We start from the raw sequence: 16,621 nt of genomic DNA on the forward strand, positions 1-16,621 counted from the left end.
TGGGCGGCTGTTCGATGCTTCGCCGCCTGGCCCTAGGCCCATGACCAGCGCGAATGCACCGAGCGCCACCGTTGGCGGGAAGGCACCCGCTACGACCGGTCGAAAGCGCACCCAGGATGGGCGGCGTACCAGGACTTAGCGGACACCCAAGTTCCTGATTAGAGGTTAACGCGATGTGACGACCGGTACGGAATCGGGTTCCTCACTGTGTACCCAATCAGTTACCTACTTCAACAGGCAAGATCCAGCGATCGATAATTCGGATATCGCGCTCGCATGCGGCGAGCTGACCCGGTTGTTCGGCCGCCTTCCGCCGCAGCCGGGCCTCCAGTTCGGTGACGCGGCGGTCGGTGTCGACCATTCGCGCGGTGCTTGCCTGCACCACGCGATCGGCCAACACGGTTTCGGTTTCCACGAGCGCGGTCGCCACCCGCTGCTCGAGCTGGGCTTTTACATTGACCAATGCGTCGGCCACCCATTGCCGGATGTGCGCTCGATCGGCCAGCTGTCCGCGCGCACGGACCACCCAGGCCGCGGCGCCGCCGCCGAGCAGCAGAGTGACCGGCACACTGGCGACGTCGAGCGCGGGCAGCAGCGACAGCGGAGCAACCAGCAGGCGACCGAGGCCGACACCCGCCGACGCGCCGAGCGCGATCATGAGGTGATCTTCGACACCCCGATGTCTCGGCTCTGGGTCCGGGCCGACACGCGGGGCCGGATCACGCCGTCGCGGTGGCATATCACCCTCGACGCTGTCCATGCGAGAGCGGAGTTCGGCCAGACGGTGGTCGATGGTGCGGTCGACGGCGCCGGCCAGTTCGGTGACGGCCTGCTGGAGCCGGTCGGGGTAGCCGTCGAGGTCGGCGCGGCGCAGCCGCTCGAGCTCGCCGCGAACGGTGGTGTGCAGCGCACGGACCTGCGCGCCGATATCAGTCATCAGGTCGACTCTGGCCAGGTGCAGCTGCCCGCGCAGTGCCGACATCGCGGTGGCGCGTCCACCGTCGCGGCCCGCGAGCAGCACCGCCCGCTCCTCGCGCAGCCGCGCCGATTCGGAGCCGGAGCGCAGCGCGGACACCTGCTCGACCACCCGCTGACGCGTATCGGCCAGGACCCGGCCGGTGACCGCCGCGAGCCGTTCATCGCTTGCCGCGTGGGCGCCCGAAGCCGCGGCGGTCAGCTCCGCATGCAGCGCGCCGAGGCCGGAACGATCCAGCAGTCCTGCGTCACCCGCGGTGCGGGCCGCCACCGCGAGCCGCACCGAGACCGGCACGATGGCCAGGTCGGCCGCACCCTGGGCGGCCAACAGCTCCAGGTTGCGCGACTGCACGGCACGCCAGTCCTGGTAGGCGTGGATGCCGTTCATGGCGAGCAGAATTCGCGTTCCGTCCGCGCGCAGCCTCCCGATCAGGCCGAGCATGTCCGCGCCGATGGTGGTGCCCGCGTCCAGCAGGATCAGCGCGACCGCCGACGGCACGCTGCCCGAGGGCGACGCGGTGGTCTCCACCGCCGTGCTCGCGGCCGGCAGCGGCTCGGACAGTTCGACGCGCGGCTCGAACCGGGCCAGTTCGGTCCGCAGCAGCGCGGCGTCGGCATCGGCGGGGCCGATCACCGTGACCGCGCTCGCGGCGCCGGACCCGTGCACCGCGCGCAGCAGGGCGATGCCCTGTGGGTTCCATCGAGCCACCACCGCCTCGACCTCGGGGGACGGCGCGGGCTCAGGCGGATCGTCGGCGGGGTGGACGACTGCGTGCTCCGCCCGCTCTGCCGCGGCGGGCCGCTCGAGGTAGGAATCAGCCGTCTCGCCAGTGGACGTCACCGTCGGCGGTTCCGCAGGTTCAGAGTCCGGCACTACTCATCCGTTCCCATAGTCGGATGTAACCGTTGTGCACGCGAAGTGCCGCGCGGCGGGCGGCGGGCGGCATGTCGCTGGAGACGACGGCGCGCCAGCGGGCGGCGCGCGATATCGCGTCGTCGGCGTCGGAGGGCGCCGGGGACGGATAGCCCGCGGCGAGGTGTGCGACCTCGGGCCGGGCCAGCCCCGCACAGAGTCCGAGCCAGAGGGCGTCATCACCATAGAGATAGGACTCGAGGACGTCGCGGGCGCGCTCGCCCTCGCCCGGCACCGCGCGGGCGGCGAGCCGGGCCAGGTCGTCGAGCAGTTCGCCGCCGCGCAGCGCGGAGACCTGTTCGTAGCGGCGGTGCAGTAGCCGATGCAGCGCGTCGATTCCACTCGCGGCGTGCAGGATCTGCAGCAGCGCCTGCGCAGCGAGCTCCGGGTGGTGGCGCAGGGCGGCGCAGGCGCAGACCACGCCGTATAGATCCCAACGTTGCAACAACTGCTCGCGCTCCGCGAGATCCGGCCCCGGCGCGACGAACAGATCCGGCGAGAGAATCAGCGACGGGTCCGCCTCGGCGGCGAGCCTGCGCAGCAGGGCGAGATCGTCGCCGGTCACCGCACCCGCCCTGGTGCGCGCCGCCAGCGACGCAACCACCGGAAGCACCGGGATACCGAGTTCCCTGCCGTACTGCTCAGCCGCGGCGACCGCGTCACCCCAGCGGGCGCCGATCGCGTCGGCCTTGTTCAGCACCACGACCGTCCGCCCCGGCGGCAGCGAGACGAGCATCCTACGGTCGGCGGGCGTCGGCGCGGCCGACAGCACATACACGACGATGTCAGCGTCGAGCACCGGATCGGGTAGCCCCGGCTCGTCCACCGGCTCGGTCTCCACCGCGGACATGAGCGCGAGCGCGTGCAGCACCGTGGTCCGTCCCGCGTGCGCGCGACCGGTCACCTGGATGCGTGGCGGTTTACGCCAGGCGCTGACGGCCGCGGCCGCGGCATACCCGATCTGCACGTCCCGGCCCGTCCCGAAGCGCAACTCGGCGAGCAGTTTGTCCAGCTGTTCGCGTTCGGACGCTGGTACGCCGCGCTCCCGCAGCGGTCCATGAGATTCGGTGGCTGTCTGCATGCTGCGCACCCCCTTTACGGGGCGCAATTCTGTCAGAAGTCGGGTCTCGGGACAGGCTCGACCGCTCAGCGGCCGCTGAAGTATTTGTTCACGGTCCGCACTGCCCAGTTCGGCGCGTACTTGGCGACGGTCGCCAGTACCTTTGCCCGCGCGCCGATCTCGTAGTGCACCTTCGGCAGCCTGCCGCGCCCGCGCGTGGCGTCCCAGATTCCGGCGGCGACATCGTCCGAGGTCAGCCGCACGCCCAACGACTTCGTCGTCCCGGTCACTACGCGATGAACACTGCCGGTCTGCTTATGCCGGGAATTCTAGTCCCGCGGCCTCGTACCAGGGGGTTCCCAGACCTGCGGTCGGTCATATACCCTCCTATGGTCCGGCCGTTACCAAAACGCAATGTTCGAATAACGCTTCGATCAACGCAACGTTCGAATGCAGCAACCGACTCGACGATGAGGAGGTGTCATGACCGCGAATGTCATCGGCACTGTCGATCCGGAGCCCGCTTCAGCCGCGGACCACACGCCCCCGTTGCCGAGCAGGGATCCATTCCACCGGCCACCGAAGGGGTTCGGGGCGAAGACACCCGGCACCATCCTCCGCAGCAGGAAGATCGAGCTGGCGCTTTTCGGTGTTGTCCCCCAACAGGTCTCGGCGTGGCAGCTACTGTACCGCAGCTCTGACCTGCACGGCGCCCCGGAAGCGGCGGTCACGACGGTTCTGCTGCCGATCGGCGCCGAGCCGGACGAGGACCGCCCACTACTGGCGTTCCAGACCGCGATCGACGCGGTCACGGAGAAGTGTTCGCCGTCGTATGCGTTGCGCCACGGCGCCGACGCGCTCGGCTCGGTCACCCAGCTCGAATGGCTGCTCGTCGCGAACGCGCTGCGCCGCGGCTGGGCTGTCACCATCGCCGACCACGAGGGCCCGCACGGAAACTTCGGTGCCCCGCGCGAGCCCGGCTACCGGACACTCGACGGCATTCGCGCCGCCCTGCGGTTCGCCCCGCTCGGACTCGGCGCCGACACCCGCGTGGCGGTGTGGGGCTACTCCGGCGGCGGAATGGCCAGCTCGTGGGCAGTCGAGATGGCGCCGACGTACGCGCCGGAGCTCGACATCGTCGGCGCGGTGCTCGGCGCACCGGTCGGCGACCCCCGCCAGGTGTTCGACCGTCTGAACGGGACCCCCTACTCGGGCCTGCCCGCCATCGTGATCGCCGCACTGCGCAGGCTGTATCCCGCCCTAGCCGCGGTGATCGACAACGAGCTGACGCCGGAGGGCCACCGCTTCGTCATCCGCGCGGAGAACGCGACACCGTTGGGCGCGATCCTCGGGCTGGCCAACAAGAAGGTGGACGACTTCCTCAGCCGCCCGCTCGCCGAGGTGCTCGACACACCGCAACTGCGGGCGATGTTCGATGATCTGCGGCTCGGCAACACGACACCCGCCTGCCCACTGCTCGTAGTGCAGCCAGTGCACGACCAAATCATCCATGTGGACGGCATCGACGGTCAGGTAGCGCGTTACCGGCGCGGCGGCGCGAGGGTGACCTATGTACGCGACCGGCTCAGCGAGCACTTCTCGCTGCTGCCGCTGTCCACTCCGATCAGCCTGGATTGGCTGGCCGAGCGTTTCGCCGGGCAACCGGTGAGCGACGCCAGGGATACGACCGTATGGTCGGTCGCGGCCTCGGCCGCGGGAATGCGCGGCCTGCTAGGCATGGCGGTGACCGCGGCCAAGGTCGCACTGGGCCGTCCGCTGCGCCAGGAGCAGGCGCACGCGGCACGGATCGCGCCTGCGCGCGCCGCCTGACCTCCCGCTCAGTGATCCGAGCGCGACCGACTGCCGCACCGATCGCTCGATGCTGGACAATGGATGCCGTGAACGACGCCGCGAACCATACTGCCGAGTCAGTTCCGGGCCCGCCGTCCACAGCTTCGGCTCCGGCTGAAGGCGGGCCCCGACGCAAGACCGGCTCCCGCCTGTATCCACGGGTTACCAGCTTCCGGTCCCGCCGTGGTGCGCTGACCGCGACCCAACAGCAATCCTGGGACCGGATGTGGCCGACGATCGGCCGCGAAGTCGCCGATGAGCCGTTGGACGTGTCCGCCTGGTTCGGCCGCGACGCCCCTCTGGTGATCGAAATCGGTTGTGGCACCGGCACCGCGACGGCCACCATGGCACAGGCCGAACCACACCTGAACCTGATCGGCATAGAGGTCTACCAACCCGGCCTCGCCCAGCTGGTGCAGCGCATCGAGCGCGAGCGGATCGAGAACATCCGACTGCTGCGCGGCGACGCCGTCGATGTGCTGGAAAACATGATTGCCGCGAAATCGCTCATGGGCGTTCGCGTCTTCTTCCCCGACCCGTGGCCCAAGGCGCGGCACCACAAGCGGCGGCTGCTGCAGCCTGCGACGGTCGCGTTGATCGCGAATCGTCTGAAGGAAGGCGGCGTGTTGCACGTCGCCACCGACCACGCAGGCTACGCGGAGCACATCTACCAGGTCGGCATGGCAGAACCACTGCTCAGAGGACTGAACGAAACCACGGGAGGGGTCAGCGCCGAGCATCGGGCGACCGCGCCGATCGGCTTCGAACGACCGGTCACGAAATTCGAAGGCAAGGCACATCGCGCCGGTAGCGCCATCACAGAGCTCATATGGGGGAAGATCGACCGATGAGCGTCAGTGCGATTGCCCACGAAGTGGTCGATGTTGCCGGGGAGGTGCAGGGGGGCGGAGCGGAAGGGCTCGGCGGTGTGACGCCGGACGTCCGCCGGGCCCTGCTGGTGTGGGACGCCCCGAACCTCGACATGGGCCTCGGCGCCATCCTGGGCGGGCGGCCGACCGCCGCCTACCGCCCCCGTTTCGACGCGCTCGGCCGCTGGCTGCTGGCACGAACCGCCGAACTGTCGGTTGGCAGCGCGCACCGGGTCGAGCCCGAAGCCACTGTCTTCACCAACATCGCGCCGGGCACCGCGGACGTCGTGCGGCCATGGGTGGAGGCACTGCGCAACGTCGGTTACGCGGTCTTCGCGAAACCGAAGATCGATGAGGACTCCGATGTCGACGCCGACATGCTCGCGCATATCGCGCTACGCAGCCGCGGCGCGGGCCTGGCAGGCATCATGGTCGCCTCGGCCGACGGCCAGGCGTTCCGCGAACCGTTGGAGGAGCTCGCCACCACCGGCGTGCCGGTTCAGGTACTCGGCTTCCGCGAGCACGCGAGTTGGGCCGTAACATCCGATACTCTCGAATTCATCGACCTCGAGGACATTCCGGGCGTGTTCCGTGAACCGCTGCCCCGAGTGAGCCTCGAATCGCTGCCCGACGAGGGTGCTTGGCTGCAGCCGTTCCGGCCGCTGTCGGCACTGCTCACCTCTCGCCCCGCCCAAGGAGTCGCTTAGTGTTCACACGCTGGGGCGATCTGGTCTACCGGCTGCGCTTCGCCACCATCGGCGTCCTCATGGCCGGGCTCCTGGCTCTCGGTGCCTACGGCCTCGGTCTGGAAGACCACCTCAGCTCCAGCGGGTGGGATGATCCCACGTCGGAATCCGCACGCGCGGCGAAGATCAAGGACGCGGCATTCGACCGGGACCACAACTCCGACGTCATCGTGCTGTACACGGCGCCGCAGGGGAAGACCGTCGACGATCCCGAATTCAGCAGCAAGATCGTCGCGAACCTGAACAGCCTGCCGCGCGATCACCCGAACGAGATCACCAAGATCAACGGGACGTACTGGCGCACCGAAGCGGCGCCCGCGCAGACCAGCCTTTTCGGGTCGAAGGACAAGAAGTACGCCTTCGCCTCGATCGCCATCAGGGGCGACAACGACACCGAGATGGTGCGCAACTACCGCAAGGTGAAGGACGTCTTCGATATCCCGGGCGTGGACGTGCAGGTTGCCGGGTTGCAGGCGGTCGCAGGCACCTTGAACGACACCATGGCCGACGACCAGAAACGGATGGAGATCCTCGCCATCCCGGCCGTGGCCGTGCTGCTGTTTTTCATCTTCGGCGGGATCGTCGCCGCCGCGCTTCCCCTGATCGTCGGTGGGCTCACGGTGATCGGCGCGTGGGGAATCGTCCGCTTCATCACCGAGTTCACCGAGGTGAACTCGTTCGTTTCGCCAGTCGTTTCGATGATCGGACTCGGGCTGGCCATCGACTACGGCTTGTTCATCGTGAGCCGATTCCGTGAGGAACTCGCGGAGGGGTACAGCACCCGGGCCGCCGTGCGCAGATCGGTGATGACCGCCGGTCGCACGGTCGTGTTCTCCGCGACCATGATCGTCGCCAGCCTCGGCGGCATGCTGCTGTTCCCGCAAGGCTTTCTCAAATCGGTCGCCTATGGCGCGATCGCGACGGTCACGCTGGCGGCGCTGACCTCGATCACGGTGTTGCCCGCCATGCTCGGCGTGCTCGGCAAACGCGTCGACATGTTGGGCTTCAGGCGGTTCCGCAAGACCAAGACCGCCGAGGAGGTGGAGAGCGGGTTCTGGGGCCGATCCACCCGATGGGTGATGAAGCACCCGCTCAAGATCGCGATCCCGCTGTGCATCGTCTTGCTGCTGCTGATCATCCCGGTCAAGAATCTCCAGTTCGGCGGCATCAACGAGCGTTACCTGCCGCCCGACAACGCGACTCGGCTGGCGCAGAAAGAATTCGACAGCGTCTTCCCGCTGCGCAAGTCCGATCCGATCGAACTGGTCTTCGTGATCGACAGCACCGACCTGACACCCGCGGTGGGTCAGGCGGTCAAGAACGCGAGCCAGGCGCCCGGGCTCGCGGGAGAGTTCTCCTACCCGCCGAGTACGGCGCCGAACGATCGCACCATCTTCAAGACCGCGACGACGCTGACCGATTCGGAACACGCCGATCCGACCATCGAGTTCCTACGATCGATGGAACTGCCCGATGGCGTCACGATGTTGGTCGGCGGCCAACCGGCGATTCAGAAGGACAGCATCGACGCGCTGCTGGGCCGGATGCCGCTGATGATCGGGCTGGTGCTGCTGGTCACGACGCTGCTGATGTTCCTGACCTTCGGATCGCTGGTGCTGCCCATCAAGGCGGCGCTGATGAGCGCGCTCGGACTAGGGTCCACCCTCGGCATCCTGACCTGGATCTTCGTCGACGGTCATGCCGCGCGCCTGTTGAACTTCACGCCCCAGCCGATCATGTCGCCGGTGCTGGTGCTGATCATCTCGATCATCTACGGTCTGTCGACCGACTACGAGGTCTTCCTGATGTCGCGCATGGTCGAGGCGCGCGCAACGGGGGCGAGCACGACCGAAGCGGTCCGGATCGGTACCGCGCAGACCGGGCGCATCATTACCGCGGCGGCGCTGATCCTGCTGGTCGTCACCGGCGCGTTCGCGTTCTCCGACCTGGTGATGATGCAGTACATCGCCTACGGCATGATCGCAGCGTTGTTCATCGACGCGACGGTGCTGCGCATGTTGCTCGTTCCGGCCACGATGAAACTCCTCGGCGACGACTGCTGGTGGGCGCCTGCCTGGATGAAGAAGGTGCAGGAGAAGATCGGGCTCGGCGAACCGATTCTGGACGATGAGCGTGCCGACGGCGGCGAACTCGTCGACCTGGTCAAGACCACTCCGATTACCGACCCGGTGACCATGCAGATGGCCGCGGTCGCCGACCCGAACAAGGTGCCGCGTAAACCGCGCAGGCCGCGCACCGTCGAGGAGATCGAGGCCGAGGCGCCCACCCGGCGGTTCGACCGGATGCCGCCTGCGGCAACGCCCGCACCTTCCACACCGCAGGCGCCCGCACCCCTGGATCCGACCCGGCCGCGACCGGCACCAGCAGCGAACTCCCTACCGACACAGGGCGATCACCCCCGCCCGTGGACCCTGAACGGCGCGCGCTCCGCACCGCCCGACCAGGGTGACCCGCGACCGCCGTCGATGTCCATTCCGCATGATCCGACGGGCCCGCGTTCGAATCCGTCCGCGGGCTTCACGCGGGAGCCGAACGGGCCACGCGGAAGTGCACCGTCGACGCCCCCGGAGCATAGTCCGCGCCCCATCACGCCGTCGGTGCTGCCACCCGAACCGCGGCCGACCCCCACGACCGCGGCCGCACCGGACCCGCAACCGTTCTCGGGCACCGCACCAGAGCTCCGCCCACCCTCGAGCTTCGCACCAGAACCACACCCGCATTCAGGCACCGCACCGGAACCGCACCGACACTCGGGCATCGCGCCGGAACGGCACCGGCTCTCGAGCACCGCGCCGGGACCGCTCTCGGACCTCGCACAGATTCCGACCGTCGAGTCGGGCATCGCGCACGGCCCGGCGGTCGACGGGGCACCGCGGCCTGCCACCACGCCACCGGATCCTCGGCCACCCACTACCCCGGGTGACGCCACCAGTAGTCCCACCCATCACGCCGCGCCCAGCGACGAGCCGACCGCGGAATCCGCCGCCGGCCCGGACAGCAACCGCAGCAGCATCGAGAACTGGATGGCCGAACTCCGTTCCTCCCGTCGCCCCATCGGCAAGCCCGACGAAGGCCGCCACCATGGCGGCGACGGACGCACGGTCAGCGTGAACGAGCTGCTGCGCCGCCGCGATCGCGAGTGAACAACCACCGTAACTGGGTCGTCTCAGCGGACCGCCGCATCACCGGGGTCGCGGCCGGCTCCCGCCTCGGCGAAAGTGCGGGCGTAGCGGGTTCCGGCTAGGAGGAGCAGAACGCCCACGATCAGGAACGCGGCGACGCGGACCAGACCGTCCAGGGTCGCCAGGTCGAAGAGGAACAGCTTGGCCAAAGCGGCCGCGGTGACCAGCAATCCGGAGCCGAGGGCGAGTCTCGTGACAGCGGGTGAGCGGGCGAGCCTGCGGAGGCCGAACAACAGGGCGGCGGTGGCGCCTGACATCCACAAAATCGTCGCGGCGCTGTGGCCGATGAGGAATCCGTTCTGCGCGCCGGTCGCGACACCGATGGACACCGTCGTGGCGGTCACGGCGTAGAGCCCGGCGGTACTCGCGGCGATCCACCGCACCCCGCTGCTCGTCGCCGTGCCGAGCAGCCGCCGCGCACACGACAGCGCCACCGCGACCACCGCGAGCGCGAGCACCGCGCCGAGCACGGTAGCAACGCCGAGGCTCGCCTCCGAACGCTGCTGCGAGGCGAGAACTTCCGGCCCCGCGACATTCAGCAGCACGAACCCGCCGAGCACCGCGAAAGTCGATCCGATTCCCGCCGCGACCCGGGACCGCTGTTGGCCGGCCACACCGAGGAAGGCCAGCGCCACCAGGAACCAGGCGATGGGCAAGGTGTGCGGCCGAGTCACGCCGACGCACGCCTCGAGCACCGCGATCGAGCCCGCCACGGCGGCGACCCCGGCCGTGTGCGCCGGAATCCTCGCGTGCTCTCGCAGTTTCGGCACCATGGGCGCCGCGGCGACGAGCAGCAGCACCGCGGCGGTAGCCGACGCGACGACTACCGCGCCGAGCCGCTGGTGGTACAGACCCGGCGCGGTCAGCATCGGCACCGTCGCCAGCGCCGTCATCAGCGAGGCGGTGAGGTCGGCGGGAGTGCGCCGCACGACGACGATCGTCCCGGCGAGCCCGACCAGCGCGACCGCAGCCGCGGCCGCGAGCAGCCATATCCGCTCTCCCGGAGCGGGACTGTCGAGGACCGCGCCCGCGACGAACACGAACGTCGCCAGCACGGCCGGTACCGTCCGCGCCGCGTGCAGATACGGCCATTTCCGAACCATATGCACCGGCACGCAGGCCAACTGCAGCACAATCAAGAACGCGAGCAGCACAAGCTCCGTGGTCAACACCGGCGACAGAAGCGCAGCACCGAGCACGACCAGCACCGCCAACGGCTGCGACCGCCACTGCATCGCCACCCCGATGCCTCCAGCCGCGACACCGAGCGCCACCGCAAACCCGAGCACCGGGTGCAGCCAGTGATAGATCGCAGTCACAGCGACGACATTCAGGTATGCGCCCGCAATACCGGTGGCTGCCAGGGCGATGCCGCCAACCCGTCCTCCGGTCCGCCCGAATACTCGTGCACCCGCACCTACCAGCACCGCCGAGAACACCGCACCGGCGGCAACCCTCGGCATCGGCCCGAAGAATCCGGCTTGCGCGGCAAGTACCAGCAGCATCACCACACCGATCAGGGTCACCGCTACGCCGGCCACCGCCAGAATCCGACTGATCACACCGTCCCGCTGCCACCACGGGGTCCGCGGAGCCCGAGGCCCACGCCCACGCGGTGGGACAGGCGGATGCGGCGGCACGGCTCCCGGCATCGGCCCGCGCGCATTCGGCGACCACGAAGCACCTCCGCCCCAGGCACCGCCGGGCGGCGTGCCGAAACGCGAAACGTACGCGGGCGACGCGGGAATCGCTGCTCCGGCCATCGGACCATGCCCGGGCCAAGGCGGTGGCACCGGTGGTACCGCCATCGACCCACCTGGCGGGGTCGAAGCCGAGACCCGATCTCCCGCCGGGTCCCCGAGCCCACCGGACGCCCAAGCCGCAACACCATGGGAAGCGGACGCGTCGGTCCCACCCGGCACCAGACCGTCCGCATAACCAGCAGCCTGGCTCCTCTGCACTCCAGCCGAATCCGTCGCAACCTGCTCTCGCAGCAACTCCAGATCCCGCCCGAGCACACCCATTTGCGTCCCCAACGCAGCGAACCCACCGGAAAGCCGCGAAATCAGCGCCGGATCGATAGATGTAGTCATAGCCCCATGCTCAGTGCCGCCGCCCCTCCCGAGCATGAGTAGAAACCCCCGGTAGACAGCCGATATCTACCCGACATTCGCCACGTCGCCCCACCATGTGGCCGGTTCGTCCGAATCGGCTCTGCGCGGACGGTCCCCGAAACACGGACCAGCCCACCCCAGCAGCCGAGTGGAACCCCACCGACGAAAGCGGATCCGATCGTGGCCAACGATTTGCACCACGACCGGCGAGTGCCGCTGCGCGCGTTCGCGCGGCGCATCGGGGTCGACACCTAGACCGCGCGGTGCTCGGCCGCCCGATCGATCACCTCGTCGAGCACGTCGCGCGAGCGAACGAGATCGGCGATGGTACGGGTGATGCGATCCCGTTCGGTCTCCAGCTCGGCCACCAGCTTCGGGGTGGCGTACTCGTTGGGGCCGCCGTCCGCATCCCGCATGCACGGCAGGATCTGTGCGATCTTCTTGCTGGTGAGGCCTGCCGCGAGCAACTCCTGAATGTGGATGACCCGATCCACCGCCCGTTCCGGGTAGTCGCGATGGCCGCCGGGTGTGCGGTCGGATACCAGCATCTTCTGTTCCTCGTAGTAGCGCAGCGACCGCTCGCTGACGCCGGTGCGTGCGGCAAGCTCCCCGATTCGCATCTCTCACCTCGCCTTTCACGTTCCGACTTAAATCTCACATCAGTGTCAAATTTTGACCATACCCGCATGACGAACGCAATGGCCACCGATCTCTTCCGGTGGTGGCCCCGATGACCTGCGTCCGCCGCGGCGGACGGCACCCCGACTCCGCTCATGGCCGCGCACTACGCGGACCGTTCCTTCCTGGCCGACCCCGGCCGTCCGAACTCCGGCTCAGCGACCCATCAAACGGCGCCAGTGCGCGATGAACGGATGTTTGGCGGTCACCGACCCGAATCGCATCCGGCCGTGCACAACCAGGTGCAGCGGCCCCAGCGGCGGTCCGGTGCGGACCTTGTTGTTCACACTGGAGCCGAGCAGGTCCAGACCGTTCAGGTCCACCGTCGCCGCCGCGGGCACGATCAGGTTGAGCGAACTGCAGTAGTCGTCGACGCGCAACTCGACCACCTGGGTGGACATGATCGCCTCGGTGAAGTCCAAGGTGACGCCGGACAGCCACGTGTTCAGGTACAGCGAGGGCGCCACCTGCCACGGGCCGCGCCGGTTCACCCCGGACATCCGCGCACGGATCACGCTGCCCGCGTTCACGGTGCCGGGCTGGCTCTTGACCAGCGAGGGCGAAGTGTTCACGAAGGTCGGAGGCGGTACGGCGGGCCGGCCGACCAGCCGGACGCCGGGCAGATCGATGAGCACGGCGTTCAGTTCGCCACGAGTCTTGGCGACCAGCGCGGTGTCCATCCGCTCGGTGAACTCGCCGAGCGAGAGCATGCCGAGCCCGACGGCGCGCTGCAGCAGTTGACCGACGTGTTCGCGCTCCACATCGGATACGCGCAGTTCCCGGTCGCCTACTCCGCCGCCGGAGCCGACCACATTGGATACCGATTCGAGGCCGCCCATGCTGTCGAGGTTACCGAGCGTTCGGCTCCGGACACATCAGGGCGATCCCCGATTCACGGCCCCTCCGGGTCACATCCTCCGATTATTCGAGCCCCTGCTCAATGGCGTAGCGGGTCAGTTCGACCCGGTTCGCCAGCTGCAGTTTTCGCAACGTGGCCTGTACATGGTTCTCCACCGTGCGGTGGCTGAGTCCGAGCCGTGACGCGATCTGCTTTGCGGACATTCCTTTCGCCACCATCCGGAGCACCTCGGTCTCCCGTTCGGTGAGCGCGGGCCGGTGCGGCTCGTCGGGCTGAGCCGGTGCGGTGGCCATCCGCCGGTACTCGCCGAGCACCAGCCCCGCAAGCCCAGGCGTGAACACCGGCTGACCTGCGGCGGTCGCGCGCACGGCCGCGATCAGCTCCGCCGCCGACGCGCTCTTCACCAGGTACCCCGACGCCCCGGCCTTGATCGCGTCCAGCACGTCGGCGCGCTCGGCCGACGCCGAGAGCACCAGCACCCGACTCTCCGGCGACACCCGAAGCACCTCGGCGGTGGCCTGCGCTCCGTTGCCGTCGGGCAGCTGCATATCCATCAGCACCACGTCCGGTCGCACCGCCGCGGCCCGCCTGGTCGCCGCGCCGACGCCGTCGGCCGTGGCCGTCACCTGAAATCCGGCCTCGGTGAGGTCGCGGGACACGCCTTCCCGCCACATCGGGTGGTCGTCCACCACCATCACCGAAATGGTCCGAGCCCCCTCGTCCATCATCCGCGCCTCCTACGCTCGCTCACGCCTCCACCCCACTAGCGCTCGGCTCCACCATGACCGAAAAATTCGGCTGCGGTCATTGTCCGCTCGCTGATGTCCGCGATACCCGGATTTCCCATTCGGTGCCGAACCCGACACCGCCGTCGATCTCGGTCAGCAGGTCCGCGCTCCCGCCGAGCGCCGCAATCCGCCCGACGATCGACCGCGATACCCCCATCCGCCCTTCAGCTTCCGCCTCGGCCAGCCGTCCCGGCGGGATACCGACGCCGTCGTCACGCACGGTGACCACCAGCTCGTCACCGGTGTCCTCCAGCAGCACATAAGCATTCGCGTCCGGCCCGGCGTGCAGGTCGACATTCGACAGCGCGGTGGCGACGGCCGCAGCGATCTCGTTCGCCGCCCATCGCCCGACCTGAACCGGAGTGCCGGGCGTCGACACCGACACCTTCGGCGTGGCCTGCGCGGTGAGCAGAGGCCGCAGATCGACCTCGGCCCCGCCGGAGTCACGGCGATCGGCCTGCTCGGAGATCAGCACCCGCAGCGCCACTTCTTGTTCCCCGGCTCGATGCGCCAATTCCGCGGTGGCGCCGCCGATCTCGCTTCCACGCCGCTTGATGAAGCTGAGTACCTGCAACACGCCGTCGTGCACCTCGCGCGAAAGGCGTTCGCGCTCTTCGGTAGCCGCGGTCAGGCGCACGGCACGCTCCAACTGATCCTGGGCGCGGCGCGCGGTGTTGGCGGCAAGCCCCAGTGCCAGTCCGACCGAGACGAGCACCGGCACGGTCGCATCCGTCCACACGTCCTGTCCCCACTGGTCGCGTACGGTCAGCGCCACTGAGGAGATCAGCGCGCCGGACAGCACGCCCGCGATCGGACCGCGCAGGATCGCGGCCCCGATCACGGCATTGGTGGCCCAGAGCGTCGTCGGCAACGTCTGATGCCCGTGGTACCAGTCGTAGTCGGCGACCAGCCGCGTGGCGGCCATCAGTCCGATCACCACCAGATGGTCGCCAGCCACCACCCAGCGGCGCAGCCGGACCGCATCGGGAAAATGCCATTGCGCCGACATGATCGCCGACACGCCCGACCACACCGCCATCAACGCGATGAGCACCCAGCTCAGCCGCTGGTTCGTGTAGTACGGCACCGAGGCGATCTGCTGGCCGACCGCGTACAGCAGTGTCACCAGCCGCAGCGCCTGGGCTGCCCGCCACAGCGGAGTGGTCGCCACGTCGGCCGAGCGCGGCTCAGCCCTTCGACGTGCCGTCATCGGGTTCCGGACCGGTGGAGGCGGATTCCGCCTTCTTCTCCGCCGCCTCGACCAACGTCGCGGCCACGTCGAACCGGCCGGGATCGGGTTGATCCGGTTCGGCCGAATACAGCTTGCGGTGTTCGTCACCGGTCCGCAGTTCCTCGAACAGCTCCTCGGGACTGTCCGCGAGCAGCGACCGGATCGCCGTGTTCATCACCGCGACGAACGGCACGGCGAGCAGACCACCCGCGATCCCGCCGAGCACCACGCCCGCGGTGATCGCCAGCACCACGGCGAGCGGATGGATGCTGACCGCCCTGCCGAGCAGCAGCGGCTGCAGCACGTGCCCCTCGAGCTGCATCACCGCGATGATGATGCCGAGCACGATCAGGGCGGTGACTAGGCCCTTGGTCACCAGCGCGATGAACACAGCGATGAACCCGGCGAGGAAAGCGCCGATGATCGGGATGAACGCGCCGATGAACACCAGCGAGGCCAGCGGAAGCGCCAGCGGCACACCGAGAATGCCGAGCCCCGCACCGATGCCGATGGCATCCACCGCCGCGACCGCAACGGTCGCGCGGACGAACCCGACCAGCGTCCCGAACCCGAGCTGCCCCGCGGTGCGCACCCGCTCCCGCTGTCGAGCAGGGATGATCCTGGTGACGAACTGCCAGATCTGATCGCCGCTGTAGAGGAAGAAGATGAGGATGAACAGTGTCAGAAAAATGCCGGTGAGCAATTCGCCGATGACAGTCGCGGTGGTGAGCGCACCGCTGGTCAGGCTGTCCTGATTGGACTGGATGGCCTTGACGATAGTGTCGCCCGCGTTGCGAATTTGCTCGTTGCTCAGCTGCAGCGGCCCGCTGATCAGCCAGTCCTGGATCTGATGGATGCTGTGGGTGAACTCGTCGGTCAGCTGCGGCACACCGGCGACGAACTGCTCGACGACGAAGGTCATGATGCCCGCGACCACGCCGAGCGACCCGACCAGCGCGACGAAGACCCCCACCGCGCGAGGCACCCCCAGCCGCTGCATCCAATCCACCAGCGGCGCGAGCAGCGCGGCCGCGAGCAGCGCGATGGCGAGCGGGATGACCACCGTGGCCAGTCGTTGCACGATGGTCGCGAGTGCGATCGCCAGCGCGAACAGCACCAGCAGCCGCCAGCCCCACTCCGCCGACACGCGCACGATCGGATGCACCGCTTCCGCGGCGGGCCCCGCCAGGCCGCCCTTCCGCGCTGAACTTGACTTCGGGTCGGTCATCTCCGTGAGCCTAACGGGCGCAGCAGGACTCTGTCCGCCAGCAAGCCCCACCGGGCCGGGCAACGCCGAGGCAGCCGCATATCGGACACAGCCGGACACAGTCCGC

The 16,621-nt window shown here is 68.7% G+C and carries 13 protein-coding genes; 4 read left to right on the forward strand and 9 right to left on the reverse strand.

Going from position 1 to position 16,621, the window contains the following annotated elements; all coding sequences use genetic code 11:
* Positions 1-217 precede the first annotated feature (217 nt).
* From OHB12_RS23905 to OHB12_RS23915, 3 genes are all read right to left on the reverse strand, one after another.
* Positions 218-1,849: a hypothetical protein gene (locus tag OHB12_RS23905; protein ID WP_327110818.1), complete on the reverse strand. Its 1,632-nt coding sequence runs from the start codon at positions 1,847-1,849 to the stop codon at positions 218-220.
* Positions 1,836-2,969 (reverse strand): hypothetical protein, encoded by a 1,134-nt coding sequence (locus OHB12_RS23910; protein ID WP_327110819.1) that lies wholly within the window; start codon positions 2,967-2,969, stop codon positions 1,836-1,838. The genes OHB12_RS23905 and OHB12_RS23910 overlap by 14 nt, the downstream gene beginning before the upstream one ends.
* Before the next feature lie 65 nt (positions 2,970-3,034).
* The gene (locus OHB12_RS23915; RefSeq protein WP_327110820.1) at positions 3,035-3,238 is read right to left on the reverse strand and encodes a hypothetical protein; all 204 of its coding nucleotides are present in this window, start codon (positions 3,236-3,238) and stop codon (positions 3,035-3,037) included.
* 193 nt (positions 3,239-3,431) lie between these two features.
* Between OHB12_RS23915 and OHB12_RS23920 the strand changes: the two genes are divergently transcribed.
* Genes OHB12_RS23920 through OHB12_RS23935 form a run of 4 tightly spaced genes read left to right on the forward strand, consistent with a single transcriptional unit; the run spans position 3,432 to position 9,578 of the window.
* A complete protein-coding gene (locus tag OHB12_RS23920) occupies positions 3,432-4,778 on the forward strand; it encodes a lipase family protein (RefSeq protein WP_327110821.1) in 1,347 nt (448 codons plus the stop codon).
* A 59-nt stretch (positions 4,779-4,837) separates the two neighbouring features.
* Entirely contained in the window at positions 4,838-5,650 is an 813-nt protein-coding gene (gene trmB / locus OHB12_RS23925; protein WP_327110822.1) for a tRNA (guanosine(46)-N7)-methyltransferase TrmB, read from the forward strand.
* On the forward strand, positions 5,647-6,375 hold the full coding sequence (locus OHB12_RS23930; protein WP_327110823.1) for an NYN domain-containing protein: 729 nt from the start codon (positions 5,647-5,649) through the stop codon (positions 6,373-6,375). Before trmB ends, OHB12_RS23930 begins: the two co-directional genes overlap by 4 nt.
* Positions 6,375-9,578, forward strand: a complete 3,204-nt coding sequence (locus OHB12_RS23935; protein ID WP_327110824.1) for an MMPL family transporter — start codon at positions 6,375-6,377, stop codon at positions 9,576-9,578. The genes OHB12_RS23930 and OHB12_RS23935 overlap by 1 nt, the downstream gene beginning before the upstream one ends.
* A 23-nt stretch (positions 9,579-9,601) precedes the next feature.
* Here the strand turns inward: OHB12_RS23935 and OHB12_RS23940 are convergent, their stop codons facing one another.
* The 6 genes from OHB12_RS23940 to OHB12_RS23965 all read right to left on the reverse strand — a co-directional run bounded on the left by OHB12_RS23940 (position 9,602) and on the right by OHB12_RS23965 (position 16,515).
* Positions 9,602-11,179, reverse strand: coding sequence for a DUF2339 domain-containing protein (locus tag OHB12_RS23940; protein WP_327110826.1), 1,578 nt, complete (start codon positions 11,177-11,179; stop codon positions 9,602-9,604).
* Between the two features lie 803 nt (positions 11,180-11,982).
* Positions 11,983-12,351 carry a MerR family transcriptional regulator gene (locus OHB12_RS23945; RefSeq protein ID WP_327110827.1) on the reverse strand — a complete coding sequence of 123 codons (369 nt, stop codon included), beginning with the start codon at positions 12,349-12,351 and terminating at the stop codon, positions 11,983-11,985.
* 213 nt (positions 12,352-12,564) lie between these two features.
* A complete protein-coding gene (locus OHB12_RS23950; protein ID WP_327110828.1) occupies positions 12,565-13,248 on the reverse strand; it encodes a DUF1707 SHOCT-like domain-containing protein in 684 nt (227 codons plus the stop codon).
* A gap of 82 nt (positions 13,249-13,330) precedes the next feature.
* Positions 13,331-13,996, reverse strand: coding sequence for a response regulator transcription factor (locus tag OHB12_RS23955; protein WP_327110830.1), 666 nt, complete (start codon positions 13,994-13,996; stop codon positions 13,331-13,333).
* A gap of 76 nt (positions 13,997-14,072) precedes the next feature.
* Entirely contained in the window at positions 14,073-15,266 is a 1,194-nt protein-coding gene (gene macS, locus OHB12_RS23960) for a MacS family sensor histidine kinase (protein WP_327110832.1), read from the reverse strand.
* The gene (locus OHB12_RS23965; protein WP_327110833.1) at positions 15,244-16,515 is read right to left on the reverse strand and encodes an AI-2E family transporter; all 1,272 of its coding nucleotides are present in this window, start codon (positions 16,513-16,515) and stop codon (positions 15,244-15,246) included. The genes macS and OHB12_RS23965 overlap by 23 nt, the downstream gene beginning before the upstream one ends.
* Positions 16,516-16,621: the final 106 nt, after the last annotated feature.

Origin of the sequence: Nocardia sp. NBC_01730, from assembly GCF_035920445.1 — a bacterium.
Classification (GTDB): domain Bacteria; phylum Actinomycetota; class Actinomycetes; order Mycobacteriales; family Mycobacteriaceae; genus Nocardia.

What these genes read in the sequence shown, in the direction of transcription:
- OHB12_RS23965 (WP_327110833.1), bottom strand. Translation starts at nt 16,515, where the DNA reads ATGACCGACCCGAAGTCAAGTTCAGCGCGGAAGGGCGGCCTGGCGGGG.
- OHB12_RS23910 (WP_327110819.1), bottom strand. Translation starts at nt 2,969, where the DNA reads ATGCAGACAGCCACCGAATCTCATGGACCGCTGCGGGAGCGCGGCGTA.
- OHB12_RS23920 (WP_327110821.1), top strand. Translation starts at nt 3,432, where the DNA reads ATGACCGCGAATGTCATCGGCACTGTCGATCCGGAGCCCGCTTCAGCC.
- OHB12_RS23930 (WP_327110823.1), top strand. Translation starts at nt 5,647, where the DNA reads ATGAGCGTCAGTGCGATTGCCCACGAAGTGGTCGATGTTGCCGGGGAG.
- OHB12_RS23950 (WP_327110828.1), bottom strand. Translation starts at nt 13,248, where the DNA reads ATGGGCGGCCTCGAATCGGTATCCAATGTGGTCGGCTCCGGCGGCGGA.
- OHB12_RS23955 (WP_327110830.1), bottom strand. Translation starts at nt 13,996, where the DNA reads ATGATGGACGAGGGGGCTCGGACCATTTCGGTGATGGTGGTGGACGAC.
- trmB (WP_327110822.1), top strand. Translation starts at nt 4,838, where the DNA reads ATGGATGCCGTGAACGACGCCGCGAACCATACTGCCGAGTCAGTTCCG.
- OHB12_RS23945 (WP_327110827.1), bottom strand. Translation starts at nt 12,351, where the DNA reads ATGCGAATCGGGGAGCTTGCCGCACGCACCGGCGTCAGCGAGCGGTCG.
- macS (WP_327110832.1), bottom strand. Translation starts at nt 15,266, where the DNA reads ATGACGGCACGTCGAAGGGCTGAGCCGCGCTCGGCCGACGTGGCGACC.